The organism is Chitinimonas sp. BJYL2 (assembly GCF_027257935.1).
Classification (GTDB): domain Bacteria; phylum Pseudomonadota; class Gammaproteobacteria; order Burkholderiales; family Chitinimonadaceae; genus Chitinimonas.
This window is the reverse complement of sequence record NZ_JANZKW010000001.1, coordinates 539,596-557,941: the sequence shown is the minus strand read 5'-3', so window position 1 is coordinate 557,941 and position 18,346 is coordinate 539,596. Positions and strand designations below refer to the sequence as shown.

The window sequence follows — 18,346 nt, the reverse complement described above, 5'->3', positions numbered from 1 at the left end:
GGGCTGGCAACTCGGTTAAACTATGTCGATTCGAGTGTAACAGAGCGTCTGATGGCGCCGATTGAGAATAACTCCCATGTTCGACAACTTGCAAAGCCGGCTGACATCCGTCGTCAAGACCCTGCGGGGTCATGCGCGACTCAATGAGGACAATATCAGCGATGCCATGCGCGAGGTCCGCATGGCGCTGCTAGAGGCGGATGTCGCCCTGCCTGTGGTGAAAACCTTCATTGCCCAGGTCAAGGAGCGCGCGCTCGGTCAGGATGTGATCGGCAGCCTTACCCCGGGCCAGGCCGTGATCGGCGTGGTGCATGAAGAGCTCAAGAAGTTGATGGGCGAGGAAAACGACGCCCTCAATCTGGCGGCTGTACCGCCAGCCGTGGTCTTGATGGCCGGCTTGCAGGGTGCCGGCAAGACGACAACGACCGGCAAGCTGGCCAAGCGGCTCAAGGAGACGCTGCGCAAGAAAGTGTTGGTGGTATCGGCTGACGTGTATCGCCCGGCAGCCATTGAGCAGCTCAAGATGCTGGCGTCGCAGGTTGACGTCGAGTGCTTCCCGTCCGATCCCTCGCAGGCGCCGGTGCAGATTGCGCTGGCCGCGCTGGATCACGCCAAGCGCCATTTCTTTGATGTGCTGATTGTGGATACGGCAGGTCGCCTGGCAATTGATGAGGCGATGATGGCCGAGATCAAGCAGGTGCACGCTGCGATCAATCCGGTGGAAACCCTGTTTGTGGTGGATGCCATGCAGGGTCAGGATGCGGTCAACACGGCGAAGGCCTTCGGTGAGACGCTGCCGCTGACCGGTGTGATCCTTACCAAGCTGGATGGCGATGCCCGCGGTGGCGCGGCCTTGTCGGTGCGTGCAGTTACCGGCAAGCCGATCAAGTTCATCGGCGTGGGCGAAAAGGTCGATGGCATCGAGCCTTTCCATCCGGACCGCCTGGCATCCCGAATCCTCGGCATGGGCGACGTACTCAGCCTGATCGAGCAGGTGCAGAAAACGGTTGATGTCGAAGAGGCCGAAAAGCTCGCGAAGAAGATGAAGTCCGGCAAGTCGTTCGATCTTGAGGACTTCAAGTCGCAGATCCTGCAGATGCGCAAGATGGGTGGCATGGCCAGCCTGATGGACAAGCTGCCGGGCATGGGCCAGATGAGTCAGGCCATGCAGGGGCCGGAAGCCGACAAGGCCATCCGCCGCGTCGAAGGCATCATCAATTCGATGACGCCGCTGGAGCGCCGTAAGCCGGAGCTCATCAAAGCCAACCGCAAGCGTCGCATTGCGGCGGGTGCCGGCGTGTCGGTGCAGGAAGTCAATCGCCTGCTCAAGCAGTTCGAAGACATGCAGAAAATGATGAAGCAGTTCTCTGGCAAGAATCTGTTCAAGATGATGAAGGGTATGCGTGGCTCGCTACCGGGGCTGTAAATCCGGTGCGATGTGCGCTAATTACTTGAGCTTTCAAAGATTTTCTTGCTCCGATGGCGGTGCGGCCGTAGAATGCCCGGCTTTCTTCGCCTAATTCATTGGGAAAAATACAATGGTTGTAATTCGCCTTGCCCGTGGTGGCGCCAAGGATCGTCCGTTCTTCAACGTTGTGGTGGCTGACAAGCGTTGCCGCCGTGACGGTCGTTTCATCGAGCGTATCGGTTTCTACAACCCGACTGCCAAGGATGGTCAGGAAGGCCTGCGCATTGCCGCCGACCGTCTGAACTACTGGGTGGGTACGGGCGCTCAGCTGGCTGACAGCGTCAAGAAGCTCGTCAAGCGTCTGCCGGCTTAAGCTGGCCGGACCGCGCCGTCATGAAGCCGGCGAGCAATCAGCCCATCGCAGCCGCATCGGCAGGTACGCCTGCTGATCTGGTCCCGATGGGTTTTGTTGCGGGTGCTTTTGGTATCCGCGGCTGGGTCAAAGTGGTGGCGGACACCGAGCATGCAGACAGCCTGCTCGATTACGACACCTGGTGGCTGGGCCGTAACGGCGTCTGGCAGCAATATGCTGTCAAAGATGCTGCTGTGCACCCCAAGCACCTGTCCGCACAGCTGGAGGGTGTGGATGACCGTGACCGCGCGTTTGCCCTCAAGGGTATGACGATTGCGATTCCACGCTCGGCTATGCCGCAGGCCGAGGACGGAGAGTACTACTGGGCCGACCTGATCGGTCTGGCGGTATTCAATGTCCAGGGCGAGTCGCTGGGTACGGTGGATAACCTGCTCAGCACCGGCGCCAACGACGTCTTGGTGATCAAGTCTGCCGATGCCGAGCGCTTGGTGCCGTTCGTCAAGGCGGTGGTGCTGGATGTTGATCTGACAGCCCGCTCCATCCGGGTGGACTGGGGTCTGGACTACTGACGTGCAGTTTGACGTCATCACGATTTTTCCTGCCATGTTTGCTGCAATCAGCGAACAGGGCATGACCCAGAGGGGACAGGATGCCGGCATCTACAGCCTGCGTTGCTGGAATCCGCGGGACTATGTGACCGATAACTATCGGCGTGTGGATGACCGTCCTTACGGGGGCGGGCCTGGCATGGTCATGATGCCGGCGCCACTGGAGGCAGCTATTGCGGATGCCAAGGCTGCGCAAGCCAAGGCTGGCGCAAGCCGCTCCCGGGTGGTGTATCTGTCGCCGCAAGGCAGTCCGCTGACGCACGCCAAGGTGATGCAGCTGGCGGCCGAGCCCGGCCTGATCCTGCTGGCCGGGCGGTATGAAGGTATTGATGAACGCGTGATCAGTCGTCAGGTCGATGAGGAAATCTCGATTGGCGACTATGTGCTGACGGGGGGCGAATTGCCCGCGATGGTGCTGATCGACGCGGTGGTAAGGCAGTTGCCCGGGGTGCTCAACGATGCGGCCTCGGCGCATGAAGACAGTTTTGTGGACGGGTTGCTGGATTGCCCGCATTACACCCGTCCTGAAGCGTATTGCGGCATGACTGTTCCGGAAGTTCTGCTTTCGGGAAATCATGCGGCGATCAGGCGCTGGCGCCTGAAGCAATCTCTGGGACGCACCTGGTTGCGTCGCCCGGAACTGCTTGAGAACCGCCAGCTGACAAAAGAGGAAACTCGGCTTCTACGCGAGTTCCGCGCCGAACAGGATGCGGAATCGCCGGATCCGGATCAATGATCCCGGTCTGACGAGAGAAGGAACAAGTTTCAAGCAACCGGAGTATTGACGATGAACCTCATCGCAAAGCTGGAACAAGAAGAAATCGCCCGCCTGGGCAAAACCATTCCTGAATTCGCCCCTGGCGACACCGTGATCGTCCAGGTCAAGGTGAAGGAAGGTAACCGTGAACGTCTGCAGGCTTACGAAGGCGTGGTCATCGCCAAGCGTAACCGCGGTCTGAACAGCTCCTTCATCGTCCGCAAGATTTCGTCGGGCGAAGGCGTTGAGCGTACCTTCCAGACCTACTCGCCGCTGGTAGCTGCTATCGAAGTGAAGCGCCGTGGTGATGTGCGTCGTGCCAAGCTGTACTACCTGCGCGATCGCTCGGGCAAGTCGGCTCGCATCAAGGAAAAGCTGCCGATGCGCAAGGTTGCCGCGGCGTAAGCCACGACACCTTGTCGGCCAAGAACGCGGTTGTCGAAAGACAGCCGCGTTTTTTTTCGCCCATAATCGCTCGCCATGAAGTTTCCTCACGACGACGCCCAGCGTATCGATACCTTCATTGACGCCTGCTGGCTGTCGGAAGGCTGGTCCGCGCATACGGCCAGCAACTACCGTCGCGACTTGTTGCAGTGGGCCGACTGGTTGCGGCAACAGGGTATGCATACGCTGGCGGTATCGAGCGAGCAGCTGCGCGATTACCAGTCCTGTCTGACTGCTGATTACGAAGCAGCCCAGCGTGCACCCAAGGCTGAGCGCAGCAAACTGCCGGCAGGCAAAAGCCCGGCATCCAGGGCGCGCATGCTGTCTGCACTACGCCGCTACTACGGGTACTGGCTCGAACTCGAAGCCATTGCGCTAGACCCGACGGCCGATATCGCCGGCCCCAGGCTGGTCCGCCCCTTGCCCAGGACGCTCTCCGAAGCCGAGGTCGAGGCGCTGCTGATGGCACCGGATACGGATACGGCGCTGGGCCTGCGCGACCGTGCCATGCTGGAGCTGATGTATGCGAGTGGTTTGCGGGTCTCGGAGCTGGTGAGTCTGCCTCTGGCGGCGATCAGTCTGCGCGAGGGCTCAGTGCGCATCGAGCATGGCAAGGGTGACAAGACGCGGCTGGTGCCGATGGGTATGCCGGCGGTGGAGCTGTTCCAGCGCTATCTGGCGGAGTCCCGCCCGGTGCTGATGCAGGGCAGAGCGCATCCCATGGCGTTTCTGAACCACCGCGGTGAGCCGCTGACCCGCCAGGGTTTCTGGTTCATCGTCAAACGTTATGCACTGGATGCTGGCGTTGCTGAAGCGCGGTTGAGTCCACATGTGCTGCGTCATGCGTTTGCGACGCATCTGGTCAACCACGGTGCCGATCTGCGCGTGGTGCAGTTGCTGCTGGGGCATGCCGATATCACGACTACCCAGATCTACACCCATGTAGCCAAGGCGCGTCTGGTTACCCTGCATGCCGAGCATCATCCGCGCGGCCGCAAAACCCGAAGCTGAAAAGCGAAACAGCCTGCTGGGCAGGCTGTTTCAAGATGGCGTGGCCGGTGTGATGGCGCGCGCTTATTTCTTCGGCGGGTTTACTTCTTTTTCAGGCACTCGCTCATGAAGGCTTTGCGCTCATCGCCCTTTTTGCCTTCGGCGTCCTTGTTACACATCTTCATCTTGTCTTGCTGGGTCATGGGCTTGGCCTTGAGGCACTCGCTCATGAAGGCCTTGCGTTCGTCGCCCTTCTTGCCCTCGGCTTGCTTGTTGCACTCACCCATCTTGGTTTGTTGCTTGTTGGCCGTTGCGGCGGCGGTATCGTCAGCGGCGGCATGAGCAAGGCCGCAGCCCAAGGCAAACATCAGGGACAGGATCAGTTTCATCGCGGGTTCTCCGGTTGGCAGCAGCTACGCAGTGTAGGAAACGGAGGCGCCCGCCGCAAATGGTGCGCGCGAGCCTTGTGATAAAATCCCGCGCTTACCAGAAAACCAGTTACACGCGAGGATTGCATCATGGCGGGTCATTCCAAATGGGCCAATATCCAGCATCGCAAAGGGCGTCAGGACGCCAAGCGCGGCAAGATCTTCACGCGCCTGATCAAGGAAGTCACGGTTGCCGCCAAGATGGGTGGCGGCGATCCGGATATCAATCCGCGTCTGCGTCTGGCCATCGACAAGGCCAAGGCCGAGTCCATGCCCAAGGACAATATCGAGAACGCGATCAAGCGCGGCACCGGCCAGCTTGAGGGCGTGGACTACATGGAGTGCCGTTACGAAGGCTACGGTATCGGCGGCGCGGCGGTGATGGTGGATTGCCTCACCGATAACAAGACCCGCACTGTGGCCGATGTGCGTCATGCGTTCAGCAAATATGGCGGCAACATGGGCACGGATGGCTGCGTGGCTTTCCAGTTCACCCACTGCGGCTACCTGCTGTTTGCGCCTGGCACCAATGAAGATGCACTGATGGAAGCTGCGCTCGAAGCCGGTGCTGACGATGTGGTGACCCATGAGGATGGCGCCATCGAGGTGCTGACGCCGCCCTATGAGTTCATGGCCATCAAGGAGCGACTGGCTGCCGCCGGATTCTCGACCGAGATGGGCGAAGTCACCATGAAGCCGCAAACGGAAACGGCTCTGACTGGCGATGACGCCGTACGCATGCAGAAGCTCATCGATGCACTGGAAAGTCTGGATGACGTGCAGGAGGTGTATACCTCGGCCGTACTGGAAGACTGAACCTGCTTCATGCCATCACACAAAGGGCCGCAACCATGCGGCCCTTTGTCATTGCCGGCTTGGGAAGCGCGGCCTGGGCTGCTAAAACTCTAGCTCGTCTTTCATGATCAGGACCCGGATGCTTACCCCGACATTGCGCCGCCTGGCAAAGGTGGGTTGGTGGCATTGGCTGGCCATCTTCCTGTTTGCGGTGGTGCTGGATTACTTGGTGTTCAACGCCAGCCTGTTCATTGACCAGCGCGGCAGCGACGTACTCATGCGCTGGCATGCCGCCAGCCGGCCCGCTTCCAGCGAGGTGGTGGTGGTCGATATTGATCAGCGCACGCTGGAGGAGATGGCGCCGGTGGCCGGTAGCTGGCCCTGGCCTCGTTCTGTGCATGCGGAGCTGCTGGATTACCTGAACCAGCAGCAACCGGCGGCGGTAGCTTTTGACATTCTGTTCAATGAGCCGGATGTCTATCGTCCCGAGCACGACAAGCTCTTTGCCGAGACGCTTGCGGCGCACACTAATGTCTATCTGTCGCAAACCCTTAACACGCGGGGGGAGGGTGCCGCAGTGCAGGCGTTTCCGCCTTCTCTGGGGCTGCGCCCGACCGCGGCGGCCAAGCCGGACGCGCGGCTGCCATTGATGGTGCCGGTAGCGGTTTTCCAGGCTTTGCCCGAGACGCAGTGGGGAACCGTGAAGGCAGGCCTCATCAACTTTCTGGAAGACGAGGACCATATCGGGCGGCGCTATCACGTCACCATGCTGCGTGAGGGCTGGCAGCTGGACGCACTCCCCACCCGGTTGGCGCGTGATCTGGGTTGGACGGTGCCGGAGCAGACGTCCATACGTCTGAACTGGCGCCAACCCCCCAAACATATTGCCTACGCCGACCTTTACGCCGATGCCCAGCGTGAAAAGCCCGTGCGCCCTGCGAACGAGTTGCGAGGCAAAGTCGTGCTGATCGGGACGGGCGCACCGGGGCTCACCGATCTGCGCCCGACGCCGTTGGCGGGTAACTATCCGGCCGTGGATATCCTGGCGACGGCCATCGACAACCTGCGCGGAGGCGACTGGCTGCGTGAGGTGCCTCGCCCCGCCGCGCTGCCACTGGTGGCCGTGGCACTGTGCCTGCTGGCCTGGTTATTCTCTCGCGGCATCAGTCCCACCCGTATCGGTTACGGCTTGCTGGGGGTGAATGCGGCGACACTGCTGGTGTTCTGGGCGCAGCTGGGTGCGGGATGGTGGCTGCCGGTGTTTGCACCGCTGGTGTGGATCTGGCTCTACTACTGGCTATGTGCTTTGCTGGCCTATTTGCGCGAGCGTCGCCAGCGCGAACAAACCGTGGGCATGTTCCAGCGTTTTCTGGACCCGCGTGTGGTGGGCGCCTTGGTCGCCAGCGGCGAGATCGATACCCGCATCAATGCCGAGAGCCGCGAGATCACGGTACTGTTCTCGGATATCCGGGGCTTTACCAGCTTGTCGGAAACGCGCAGTCCGGAATTCATAGTCGATTTGTTGAACCGTTACTTTTCGACACAGGTGGAGATCATCTTCCGTCACGGCGGCACGCTCGATAAGTTCATTGGCGATGCCATCATGGCTTTCTGGGGTGCGCCGGCCAATGATCCGGAACATGCCCGCCATGCGGTGGCTGCTGCCATCGAAATGTCGGCCGCACTGGATCGCTTCAAGTTGGAGCTGAGTGATCTGGGCCAGGACTTCGAGATCGGCATCGGCCTGAACTCGGGACCTGCGGTCGTCGGCTTTATCGGCTCCAAAGATCGGCTGGACTACACTGCCATAGGCGATACGGTGAACCTGGCCAGCCGCATCGAAGGCCAGACCAAGGGTGTTGCGAGAGTGTTGGTGGCAGAGTCCACCCGGCTTGCGGCGGGTGATCAGTTTGACTATCGCGATTGTGGCGCCCATCACGTCAAGGGACGTGAACAGGAAGTGCGGCTGTTCGAGCCGCTTGCCAAGGCCAGCAAGGGAGAAACACCATGAAGCACCATCTATGTCTGCTCGCGTTCTTGGCGCTGAGTGTGCATGCCGCGGAAAACGGCACGTTGATCCGTTCCGCCGAACTCAAGCAGAAGCCCTTTATTGATGCTGCCAAGGTCACCGATCTGGAGGCCAGCACAGCATTGGAAGTGGTGTCGCGGCAGGGGGCCTGGATGCAAGTGAAAGTGGCGGGCAAGACGGGTTGGGTCAAGATGCTCAATGTGCGCGTCGGGGCCGGTGGCGCCAAGTCGGGTAGTGGATCGGGGGGCTTGCTCTCGGCGGTCTCGTTGTTCAAGACCGGCAGCTCCGGCACCACGGTCACCACGGGGGTCAAGGGCCTGTCGGAAGAGGATTTGCGCAATGCGCAGCCCAATCCGGACCAGCTGGCCAAGCTGAATGGGTATGCCGTCTCTGCCGACGAGGCCAGCCGCTTTGCGCGTGCGGGCAAGTTGCAGTCGCAGAAGCTGGAATACCTTGGCAAGCCCAACAGCAGCAAGGAATAAGGAGAACAGCATGCGCAAACTGCTACTGACCGTCATGGTCGCCGCCGCGCTGCCTGCCAGTGCGTTCGATCTGGGTAAGCTCATCAAGGGCGTCGAGACCCTCAAGAAGGCGGGCGATGCCGTTCGTGAAATCAGCGAGCCCGAAGAAGTCCAGATGGGAGGCGATCTGGCGGCCACCCTGCTTGGGGCATCGCCTTTGGTCAACGACGCCGAGTTGCAGCAGTACGTCAACCGTGTGGGCATGTGGCTGGCACAGCAGAGCGAGCGACCCGGCCTACCCTGGAAGTTCGGCGTGATTGATCATCCCAATGTGAACGCTTTTGCCACGCCGGGTGGCCACATCCTTATCACGCGGGGCCTGCTGCAGCGTTTGCGCAGCGAATCCGAGCTGGCGGGTGTGTTGGCACATGAAATCGCCCATGTGCTGCGCAAGCATCACCTCAGTGCGATCCAGAAGTCCCTAGGGACTGCCGTGCTGGGCGACATTGCCAACCAGTATGCGGAGAACACTGGCAAGCGTCGTGCCGAGAATCTGGCCAAGGTCGTCAATGGGGGCAAGGAGCTGTATCTGCGTGGTCTTGATAAGGAAGACGAGTTCGAGGCGGATCGCATGGGTGTGGTGATTGCCGCGCGCGGCGGCTACAACCCTTATGGCCTGGTCGGCGTGCTGCAGACCCTGGCAGAGAGCCCGGCCGACGGTGCGCTGGCACTGATGTTCAAGACCCACCCTAGCGCCAATGACCGGATTGACCGCTTGGGCAGTGCCATGGGTGAGCGGCTCGATGGCCTGGACAAGGCGGTGGATGATTTGCCGAGGTTTGCAAAGCTCAAGAAGTGAGCGACCCCGCGTGAGACGATGCAACCGGCCGGATTTGCCTGGCCGGTTGCGGGTCTGGTCGTGGTTGCCGGGGCGCAGGCCGGCTACAATCGGGACTCCTGTGCGCCCGTGCTGGCTCGGCGTGGTGCATCCGCTTGCCAGCGCCCATCTCCCTGATTGAAGCATCATGAGTACTGCATTCTCGGTTCGTCAGTCGCCTCTCATCCAGACCATGCCTATTGGTGATCATCACGCGCTGATCATCGACAACTTCCTCGACGACCCGGATGCCATGGTGAGCGTGGCGGCCAGCAGCCTGTTCACACCCTACCCCCGGTACGAAGAGCGCAAGGGCTATCCCGGTGTGAGGGCGATCGCGCCGGCGGATTATTCCTACAACATCACATTGTTTCTGGATGGTTTGATTAAGCACCACTTTGGGGTGCCGGCCGAACTGCCGATACGTAAAAGTGTGTGTGCCTTTTCGCTGACGAGCTTGCAGCCCGAGGAGCTCGGGCCCCTGCAGCGTACGCCCCACTTCGATGCCAGTACGCCAAACCATATGGCGGTGCTGCTCTATCTGTGTGACGAGCGTCATGGCGGAACGGCTTTCTATCGCCATAACGCCACCGGCCTGCAGCAGATCACGGAATCCACGCGGGAGCACTATCTCGACGTGTACTACGAGGAGATTAACGCCCGCCGACCGCCGCGTCAGTACTTCGACGATTCTGATGAGCAGTTCACCCGGATCGGCAAAATCCCTGCGCGCTACAATCGCCTGGTGATCTACCGCGGCAGCCTGCTGCACAGCGCCATCGTCAATCCCGCGATCAGCATAGCGACCCATCCGCGCGAAGGCCGGCTCACCGTCAATACTTTCTACGATTTCTGAGCCTTGGCGTATTGCTGCGCGTGGCGGCGCAGTGCCAAAAAAAGAAGCCCGGCCTAGGCCGGGCTTCTTTCATGTTGCCGCCAGATCAGAACTTGGCGCTGAGACCGAGCTTGATGGTGCGCTCGCCCTCAAAGGACCAGGCCGGGAAGCCGGCACGCAGCGGATCCTTGATTGCCGTGTTGGATGCGGCTGCGGCACCGTACTGGACATCATCTTCTTCCAGTAGGTTGGTGATTTCCAACGACAGTTTCAGGTTGTTGGTCACATTCCAACCGAAGCTGGCATCCAGCGTGCCGTAGTCATCATGCATGCGATCACCGTACCAGAAGGCGCCTTCGCGAATCATGTACTTCGAACGCCAGTTGTAAGCGAGGCGAGCGGAGTAGGTCTGATTCTCGTAGTAGCCGACCAGGTTGGCATTGTGCTTCGAGGCTTGCGTGAACACGGCCAGCTTGTCTGCATAGCTGGTGGCCGGTGCCGTACCTTCGGTGAAGGTGTAGTTGGCCGACACGCCAAAGCCATTGTCGAAGCCGTGGTTGACCTGAAGTTCCAGACCGCGGATACGACCACCGCCGGCGTTGGCGAAGCTCTGTACGGTCCAGTTGTCCACGCCAGAACCCGGATCCACCAGGCCGACCTTCTGGTTGGCTTGCGTCTGCGAGACGATGAAGTTGCTCACGTCCTTGGTGAAGTACGTTGCCGACACGAGGTTACCCTTGCCGTAGTAGTACTCCAGACCAATGTCCGCCTGGCTCGACTTCATCGGCTGCAGCGCGATGTTGCCGGTGGTCCAGGTTTCGTTACCGACGCGGTCATCGTTGTAACCGGACACGGTCACGCCGAACATATTGGCGAAGTTGGGGCGGGTAATGGCTTGCGATGCCGAGGCGCGCAGGACCAGATCACGCTTCAGGTCGAAAGCGAGGTTCACGCTGGGCAGCACATCGTTGTAGCTGGCCTTGGTGGACGCCTTTTTGGTGGCGCTGAAGCCCTGGCTACCGGCAAAGTCGTTGGCGCCGGCCGGGGTGCCATCGTACAGATAGCTGGTGCTGGTCGCGTCGGTGGCGATGTAACGCAGACCGAAGTTACCGCGCACATTCTCGGCTTCGAAGCTGAACATACCGTACAGCGCGGTATTGTCCTCGTTCAGTTCGCCGTAGGCCGAGCGATCTTCCATCCAGCCCGTGATGTTCTTGAGCGTGTTGGCCGTCATGGCGCCGATGTTCGGACGCGGAATCGACCAGCTGGCCACGCCAACCTGGCCGCTATACAGGCGGGACGTAGCGACCGGATCGATCGTCGACTTCCAGACCGGACGGTATGAGCGCTTCTCGAAGGTGTGATCTGCCTTGCGCAGGCCGGCCTTGAACGAGTTGATGGCACCCCAGTCCAGATCCAGCGTGACATCCACCTGACCGTACTTTTCCTCGTCCTTGTTTGGTGCGCGCGAGGTGGCCCAGGTTTCCGGCGCACTGTTCTGCGGCAGGTTGCTGACGGTCACAGTCTGGTTGGAGGTCGGGCTCAGGACGATCTGCTTGCCCGTGGCGTCGATGGTGCCTTGCCAGCGGCCGAGCTTGTTCGTGGGGCTGCCCCAGAAGCCATAGGCATAGTTCTGGGTCAGCTTGGTGCCACCCTCTGCCTTGGTGTTGCCGACCACGAAGTCGACCTTCACGCCATCGCCCTTGTAGTGACCATCAAAGGTCAGGCTGTCCGAGGTCATTTCGGCGGCGCGCGCCCAGTTCTGGATAAACTGGTTTTCCAACGGCGTAGTGGCCGTCGTGGTGCTCTTCAGGCAAACGCCATTCGGGTTGAAAGCCGATTTCACAGCCGTGTTGCGCTGAGTGCAGTTGGCATCATGGAAGATGTAGTCGCTGCTGTTCGAGTTGTCAGCTTCGAGCTTCAGGCCCAGGTACTGGAGGCCCAGATCCCAACCGGCGGCGGGCTTGACTTGCAGGGCGGCATTGAAGGCAGTGCGCTTGCGTTCCTGCACGAAGGCGGTCGGTGCCACATCCGATGCCCAGCGGCTGTCTGCTTCGATACCGCGGCGGATGTAATCGCCGTCCGAGATCGAGCCGGCAACCAGCACGCCGAAGGTCTTGGCATCGTTCTTGTAGTTGTAGAGACCGGAGACTTCCTTGTCGCTGTCACTGATGCTGCCATCGCCGTAGCGCACGCTGCCGAAGACCGTGGTCTTGTCGCCGGCCAGCGGCTTGCGGGTCTTCACGATCACCGTGCCACCGATACCGCCTTCGGTCAGGTCGGCCTGCGGCGACTTGTAGACTTCCATGCCGCCGATCAGTTCGGAAGGCAGCAGGGAGTAGTTGAACGAGCGGTCAATGTTCATCTGGTCGTACCAGCCCGTCGAGGCGACGGTTTGGCCGTTCAGCGTGGTATAGGTCATTTGTGGATCCGAACCGCGGATCGACACTGCCGAGCCTTGGCCGAAGGCGCGACCAACGGATACACCGGGGATGCGGCCAAGCGACTCACCCACATCCAGATCAGGCAGTTTGCCAATGTCTTCTGCCGACACGGCATCCACGACGGCACTGGCGTTCTTCTTGATGACGGCTGCGCTTTGCAGTGCGCCACGAATGCCGGTGATCTTGACCACTTCACCTGCTTCGGTGTCAGCCGCTGCCAGTGCCGGTGCAGACATACCCATCAAAGCCACGGCCACTGCCAGTGCGACCGGTGCAGGCTGGTACTGCTTGTTTACGACTTTCTTGTCAAACATGCCGCTCTCCTGTTGATTTGCGTAGATACAACTTGCCACTTGTAAACTGGGCTGCTTCGACACCGCCTGATGCGAGGGCACCAAGGGAATCGGCAATTGTGTTGAGACCGGTAAGGCAGAACCTTGTAATACCAATCTAATACGATACCTATTCGATACCACTGTGATCCTGCAGTCAACATTAACGCGCGGGATTTTGTTGAGTGTTGCTTTTGTGTGTCACCAAGCGAAGGCGGGAGGATGCGAGTAGGCGTGCAGGGTGTCTATATTTATCTATATAAATCAGACATTTGTATGGATTTATGGATGTGCGAAAATTGCGCCGCGCGGCAGCAAACCCAATTCGGCAGCACTGGATACAGAGCTGTCTTATCGCTGCCTGATACATCGCTTGCGGCATTGTGGTGGTATGACAGGTGAATGCCAGTCCAGTAGGGGCAGCCTGGCGACAGGGCGGGGCTGACCACTTGGGCTTGTTGTGTAGCTGTACTGATCCCTGGGGTGGCGCCTGTGCCCCCCAGATTGCGCGAGTCATGGACCCGGCGCTTGCCTGCCGGGTACCGCGCGGACGTCGGTTAGGGCGTGGACAAAAAAGAGGCGCGGGGTCGAGCAGCTTGATTCGCTGCGCGAACCTGCCGCGCCAGAGAGGAGTGAGACGGTGAGTCAGTGATCATGGCGTCTGGCGCACATGAACACGGGATTGATCCTGCTTGCTGCCCAAGTCGGTGAGCGCTGCCCCATCGGGGGATGAGGATTCAGCGCGGGTGGCTGCGGCACATCATATGCAGGCCGCGCTAATCATTGCCAACCCGGGTAAATCCAATTTGATACCTATTCAATGCCACAATGAGATGGCTGTCAACGGAAAGTCGCAGGGACAGTGGCCTGAAAGTACCGGAATCAGGTGGGGAAATGGTCTGAGGCCAACGGGATGGATGGTGAGCCTATAATTAAGTATTTGTTATTAAATGCTTTGTTGCCGTGATGTGGCGAGTTCGAAGCTGGGTGGTACGAGCGCGCGCGGACGAGAGTAGTACAGCCTGGGTGGTATGGTTCGCATTGAGCCAACACCGGCATCCATCCCGAATAAACGGATGCCAGTGCGGCGCGCTGGCGGGTTTCAGGCTTCCAGAGGGGCCGGCAACTTGCCGGATGCCTCGCCCTCGCCCTTGAGCCAGGAGACAACAGCGTCGAGTGCGGGCTCTGCAAAGCCGTAGGTGATCAAGGCCGGGCAGGGAAGATCGCTGGCCGCGTAGGGGTTCCACAGTGCCAGATGCAGGTCGGGCCGCCAGGTGGCGCGCTCTCCGTCGCCATAACGCTCACGTGTGGTCGCTGCCACGATATTGAAGGTGCGATCTGCCGCCTGGCCTGCCCAGTCCACATCGCTGCGCTTGTCGTAGGTCAGTACCTCCAGTGCATAGAGCGGTTTGAGCTTGGCGATCAAGGCCGCCGCCGAGAGTCCGGCCTCGGATACGCCATCCGAGGGGGCGTCCGATTGCAGGATCAGGCGTACCTTGCTGCCCAAGGCCGGGCGGCGCGCTTCACCCAGCAGGGTGAGGGCGCGTTGCCATGCGGTGGCAAAGAGTTGACGGTCGGCCGCTTCCTGCTCGGTGGTGTACTCCCGGCGGCTTGGCGGGTAGCGCTTTGCCATCGCAGTGACACGGCCGTCTGCTTCCTGCAGCCGGGCCGTATCCAGCACGCCGTCATTCACGGCGGCTTCCAAGGCGATACGCGAGGCAATCATCTCCTCGCGGTACTGCAATACCAGTGACAGATCCGCCCCGGCCTTGAGAGCCAGCACACTACCCTGAGGCTGACCCCAGCGCTCCCAGATGGCCTTCATGTTCATGCCATCGGTAATCGTCACGCCCTGGTAGCCCCACTCCTTGCGCAGCAGGTCGGTGAGGATGGCGGGCGACAGCGTGGCCGGCAGCTCGGCATCGAAGGCTGGGAAGATGATGTGGGCGCTCATCAGGCCAGGCGTCACATGCATCAGTTGCTTGAACGGGGCGAGTTCGTATTGCTCGATGGCGGCGCGCGACTTGTCGACGACCGGCAGCGACAAGTGCGAGTCGGTATGGGTGTCGCCATGACCGGGGAAGTGCTTGACGCAGGTGGCCACGCCTTCGCTCAGGTGGCCGGCCGTCCAGGCCGCTGCGAGTTTGCCAGCGGCAACCGGATCGGCGCCGAAGCTGCGCTCGCTGATGACCGGGTTCAGCGGGTTGTTGTTGAGGTCCAGCACCGGGGCGTAGTTCCAGTTGATGCCCAGCGAGGCCAAGCCACGGGCGATGGCGGCCCCGACATCGTGGGCAAGCTGCTCGTCTCCCACGGCACCCAGGGCCATGGCCGACGGTGCTTGTGGCAGGAACAGCGTGCGCATCACAGCGCCGCCTTCCTGGTCGATGCCGATCAGCGCGTTGTCGCCGATCACGGCTTTGAGGTCGGCAACCAGCTTGCGGGTCTTGTCGGCGCTGCTGACGTTGCGGCGGAACAGGCAGATCGAGCGGATATGGTTATCGCGCAGGAAATCCTTGTCGTCTTGCGTGAGTTCGTCGCCGGGTACATCAACCATCAGGGCCCGGCCGGCCAATTGCGAGAGGGAGAGTGTCATTTGACGGCACCTTCGAAGCCGCGCATGAAATAGCGCTGGGTAAAGAGGAAAACAATCAGGATGGGCAGCACGGTGAGCACGGCACCCGCCGCCACCACGCCAGTCTTGGAGCCGAATGCGCCCGCCAGATAGGAAATGCCGACGCTGAGCGGGAAGTGATCGGGGCTGGTCAGCACCACCGAGGGCCAGATGTACTGGTTCCAGGCGCTGACGAGGGTGAGGATGGCCAAGGCGCCGAGTGCGGGTTTGGACAGCGGCAGCAGCACCTTCCAGAAGATTTCCCAGTCGCCGGCACCATCGAGCCGGGCGGCATCGACTAGTTCACGCGGGACGGTCTCGAAGGCCTGCTTCATCAGGAAGATGCCGACGGCGCCGACCAGATTGGGCAGGACAACACCGGTCAGCGTGTCGGCCAGCTGCAGGCGCGCAATGGTCAGGAAGTTGACGAGGAAGTTGAGCTCCGACGGCAGGATCAGCGTGGCAATGATGGCGCCGAACACCAGCTTGCGACCCGGAAAACGCATCATCGCCAGCGGGTAGGCCGCCAGGCTGCAGATCGCCAGCGTGCCGAACACGGTGAGTGCGGTGATGGCGATGGAGTTGCGATAGAAGGCCCACAGATCGATGGTGTTGAACACTTCGACAAAGTGTTGCAAACCCGGTTCGGTAGGCAGAACGCGCGGTGGGAAGGTGTAGACATCACCGCTTTGCGACAGCGCCGTGACCAGTGTCCACCAGAACGGGTAGATCGCAATCAGCGCCAGCGCCGACAGCGCCAGATAGTGCGGAAGAACGCGGACCAGCCGCCGGGTGCGCGAGGCCATCAGGCGTCCTTGGGCTGCAGGTAGCGGTAGTTGAGCCAGGCCAGGGCCATGCAGAACACGGACGTGACAAAGCTTGCGGCCAGTGCGCGGCCGAAGTTCAGTGTCTTGATGCCGAACTCGTAGGCATAGAACAGCGTGGTGTAGGTGGACTGGAACGGGCCGCCCTGGGTCATGATCTGCACTTCCTCAAACGCCTTGGCCGCAGCCAGCGTCGAGAGGATGGCGCACAGCAGGATGGTGGGCAGCATCATCGGCACGGTGATCTTCCAGAACTTCTGCCAAGCGGTGGCGCCATCCAGCGTCGCGGCTTCGTAGATGTCTTGCGGAATCGCCTGCAGGCCGGCCAGGTACAGCACCATGTACCAACCCAGACCCCGCCAGATGGTGACGAACATCACCGCAAACAGGGCTATGCGGTCATCGCTGAGAAAGCCGATGGGTTCGTTGATCAGATGCAGCCAGCGCAGTGCGGCATTGATGGCGCCGGCATCGTGGTACATGAAGTTCCAGATCACGCCGATGACCGACACGCTGGTGACCACGGGCACATAGTACGCGGCGCGGAAGAAGCGAATGCCGGGCAGCTGGTTGTTGACCAGCACGGCCAGCGTCAGCGCCAGAATCTGGATCACCGGCACGACCAGCAGGTACAGCGCCGAGTTGGCGAGCGCCGAGCGGAACAGCGCGTCACCGAACAGCTCGGTGAAGTTGGCCAGACCGACAAACTGCGGTGCTTCGATCACGTTGTAGCGCGTGAAGGCGATGACCGAGCCAAAGGCCACGGGCCAGAACGCGAACAGCAGCAGGAGCACGATGGCCGGTGCGAGGAACAGATAGGCGGTGACGGTGTTCTTGCGCATTACTGCCCCAGCTTCTCGTTCCAGAAGGCGACCGCATCATCGAGTGCCTCCTTGGCATCGCGGCGGCCGGTGACGGCTTGCTCGACCACGGCCGAGAGCTTGGCCGACAGCAGTGCGGCATTGCGTACATCGGCCAGGAAAACGGTACGTGTCACTTCGATATTGTTGGCGGCGGCAATCAGGCCGCGCCGCGCTGGGTCGGCATCTTTGGGTGCAAGGTGGAAATGGGCATGAGCCGCTGCGGCGCGCGAAGTGGGCAGCGTGCCGGCCTGCTGGGCAAAAGCGAGCTGGTTTGCGGCGTTGGTCAGGAAGTTGGCGAACTTGCCGACTTCGGGCAGCAACGCCGGCTTGACGTTCTTGGGCACGACAAAGGTGAACAGCCAGCCGCCCTTGGCGATGCCTGAGCGGCCCAGTGGCTCGGCGGTGACTTCGGTGATCTTGTAGACCGACGGTGCGTCGTCGCGGATACGGTTGAGCGCAGCCGGGGAGGTGACCAGCATGGCGAGGCGGCCGCTGTTGTAGGCGGCGGTGGCGAGCTGGAAATTATCCTGCCCGAACAGGTTGTCGCGCAGCAGGCCACCGGCTTTGTAGGCATCGGCCAGCAGGCGCACGAATTCGACATGGGCTGGCGAATTGAACACGGCCTTGCCACCGCGTATGACCTCCAGCCCTTCGGCGATCATCAGCCCTTCGATCTTGCCGGGGCCGAGCGCGGGCGGGAAGCCGGCGGCGCCGGTCCTGGCATACAGGATTTTCGCGTAGCGGAGCTGTTCGGCAAACGAAGCCGGCGGGCGCTTGGGATCGAGCCCGGCGCGGCGGAACAGTTCGGTGTTGTAGGCGACGACATTGGCACCGTTGTAAAACGGCCAGGCGTAGACCTGATTGCCGAAGGTCACATCGGCAATGGCGGCGGCGACGAAGTCGTCACGGCGTATCCAGCGGTCTACCGGCTGGATCAGGCCGATCTGGCGGAATTCGTAGGCGGTGGGCACATCCACATTGGCCAGCGCAGGCGGATTGCCCGAGGCCAGTGCCACGGTGAACTTGGCGCGGATCACATCCCAGGGGTAGTCGACCCACACCACCTCGACCTGGGGGTTCGCGGCGTTGTAGCTTGCTACCAGCTCGCGGAAGTAGGGCGCAAACTTGGGCGACAGACTTTGGGTCCAGAACTCCAGCCTAGGCTTGGCTGCCACCGGCAATGCCACTGCCGCGGCACAAAGCAGCGGCAGGGCAAGGACAGCAAGACGGGCTAGGCGGCGCAGATTCATGGCAGGAGCAATGGACT

The 18,346-nt window shown here is 61.1% G+C and carries 17 protein-coding genes; 11 read left to right on the top strand and 6 right to left on the bottom strand.

Going from position 1 to position 18,346, the window contains the following annotated elements:
* Positions 1–76: 76 nt before the first annotated feature.
* The 6 genes from ffh to O9X62_RS02535 all read left to right on the top strand — a co-directional run bounded on the left by ffh (position 77) and on the right by O9X62_RS02535 (position 4,601).
* The gene (gene ffh / locus O9X62_RS02560; RefSeq protein WP_269531208.1) at positions 77–1,426 is read left to right on the top strand and encodes a signal recognition particle protein; all 1,350 of its coding nucleotides are present in this window, start codon (positions 77–79) and stop codon (positions 1,424–1,426) included.
* A 112-nt stretch (positions 1,427–1,538) separates the two neighbouring features.
* Positions 1,539–1,781 (top strand): 30S ribosomal protein S16, encoded by a 243-nt coding sequence (rpsP, locus tag O9X62_RS02555; RefSeq protein WP_269531207.1) that lies wholly within the window; start codon positions 1,539–1,541, stop codon positions 1,779–1,781.
* A 20-nt stretch (positions 1,782–1,801) separates the two neighbouring features.
* On the top strand, positions 1,802–2,350 hold the full coding sequence (rimM, locus tag O9X62_RS02550; protein ID WP_269531206.1) for a ribosome maturation factor RimM: 549 nt from the start codon (positions 1,802–1,804) through the stop codon (positions 2,348–2,350).
* A 1-nt stretch (position 2,351) separates the two neighbouring features.
* Positions 2,352–3,125: a tRNA (guanosine(37)-N1)-methyltransferase TrmD gene (trmD, locus tag O9X62_RS02545; RefSeq protein ID WP_269531205.1), complete on the top strand. Its 774-nt coding sequence runs from the start codon at positions 2,352–2,354 to the stop codon at positions 3,123–3,125.
* A 51-nt stretch (positions 3,126–3,176) separates the two neighbouring features.
* A complete protein-coding gene (rplS, locus tag O9X62_RS02540) occupies positions 3,177–3,551 on the top strand; it encodes a 50S ribosomal protein L19 (protein WP_269531204.1) in 375 nt (124 codons plus the stop codon).
* Between the two features lie 75 nt (positions 3,552–3,626).
* Positions 3,627–4,601 carry a site-specific tyrosine recombinase XerD gene (locus O9X62_RS02535; RefSeq protein WP_269531203.1) on the top strand — a complete coding sequence of 325 codons (975 nt, stop codon included), beginning with the start codon at positions 3,627–3,629 and terminating at the stop codon, positions 4,599–4,601.
* A gap of 80 nt (positions 4,602–4,681) precedes the next feature.
* Here the strand turns inward: O9X62_RS02535 and O9X62_RS02530 are convergent, their stop codons facing one another.
* Positions 4,682–4,969: a PsiF family protein gene (locus O9X62_RS02530; protein ID WP_269531202.1), complete on the bottom strand. Its 288-nt coding sequence runs from the start codon at positions 4,967–4,969 to the stop codon at positions 4,682–4,684.
* A 129-nt stretch (positions 4,970–5,098) separates the two neighbouring features.
* On the opposite strand from O9X62_RS02530, the gene O9X62_RS02525 reads away from it, so the two are divergent.
* From O9X62_RS02525 to O9X62_RS02505, 5 genes are all read left to right on the top strand, one after another.
* Positions 5,099–5,824: a YebC/PmpR family DNA-binding transcriptional regulator gene (locus tag O9X62_RS02525; protein WP_269531201.1), complete on the top strand. Its 726-nt coding sequence runs from the start codon at positions 5,099–5,101 to the stop codon at positions 5,822–5,824.
* A 118-nt stretch (positions 5,825–5,942) separates the two neighbouring features.
* Complete coding sequence (locus O9X62_RS02520; protein ID WP_269531200.1) at positions 5,943–7,814, top strand: CHASE2 domain-containing protein; 1,872 nt, start codon at positions 5,943–5,945, stop codon at positions 7,812–7,814.
* Complete coding sequence (locus O9X62_RS02515) at positions 7,811–8,314, top strand: hypothetical protein (RefSeq protein ID WP_269531199.1); 504 nt, start codon at positions 7,811–7,813, stop codon at positions 8,312–8,314. The genes O9X62_RS02520 and O9X62_RS02515 overlap by 4 nt, the downstream gene beginning before the upstream one ends.
* Before the next feature lie 10 nt (positions 8,315–8,324).
* Entirely contained in the window at positions 8,325–9,152 is an 828-nt protein-coding gene (locus tag O9X62_RS02510) for a M48 family metalloprotease (RefSeq protein WP_269531198.1), read from the top strand.
* Between the two features lie 166 nt (positions 9,153–9,318).
* Positions 9,319–10,026 carry a DUF6445 family protein gene (locus tag O9X62_RS02505; protein WP_269531197.1) on the top strand — a complete coding sequence of 236 codons (708 nt, stop codon included), beginning with the start codon at positions 9,319–9,321 and terminating at the stop codon, positions 10,024–10,026.
* Between the two features lie 85 nt (positions 10,027–10,111).
* Here the strand turns inward: O9X62_RS02505 and O9X62_RS02500 are convergent, their stop codons facing one another.
* From O9X62_RS02500 to O9X62_RS02480, 5 genes are all read right to left on the bottom strand, one after another.
* A complete protein-coding gene (locus O9X62_RS02500; protein ID WP_269531196.1) occupies positions 10,112–12,763 on the bottom strand; it encodes a TonB-dependent receptor in 2,652 nt (883 codons plus the stop codon).
* A 1,120-nt stretch (positions 12,764–13,883) separates the two neighbouring features.
* On the bottom strand, positions 13,884–15,374 hold the full coding sequence (gene nagZ, locus O9X62_RS02495; protein ID WP_269531195.1) for a beta-N-acetylhexosaminidase: 1,491 nt from the start codon (positions 15,372–15,374) through the stop codon (positions 13,884–13,886).
* Positions 15,371–16,198, bottom strand: a complete 828-nt coding sequence (locus O9X62_RS02490; protein ID WP_269531194.1) for a carbohydrate ABC transporter permease — start codon at positions 16,196–16,198, stop codon at positions 15,371–15,373. Before O9X62_RS02490 ends, nagZ begins: the two co-directional genes overlap by 4 nt.
* On the bottom strand, positions 16,198–17,058 hold the full coding sequence (locus tag O9X62_RS02485) for a carbohydrate ABC transporter permease (RefSeq protein ID WP_269531193.1): 861 nt from the start codon (positions 17,056–17,058) through the stop codon (positions 16,198–16,200). The genes O9X62_RS02490 and O9X62_RS02485 overlap by 1 nt, the downstream gene beginning before the upstream one ends.
* Entirely contained in the window at positions 17,058–18,329 is a 1,272-nt protein-coding gene (locus O9X62_RS02480) for an extracellular solute-binding protein (RefSeq protein WP_269531192.1), read from the bottom strand. Before O9X62_RS02480 ends, O9X62_RS02485 begins: the two co-directional genes overlap by 1 nt.
* Positions 18,330–18,346: the final 17 nt, after the last annotated feature.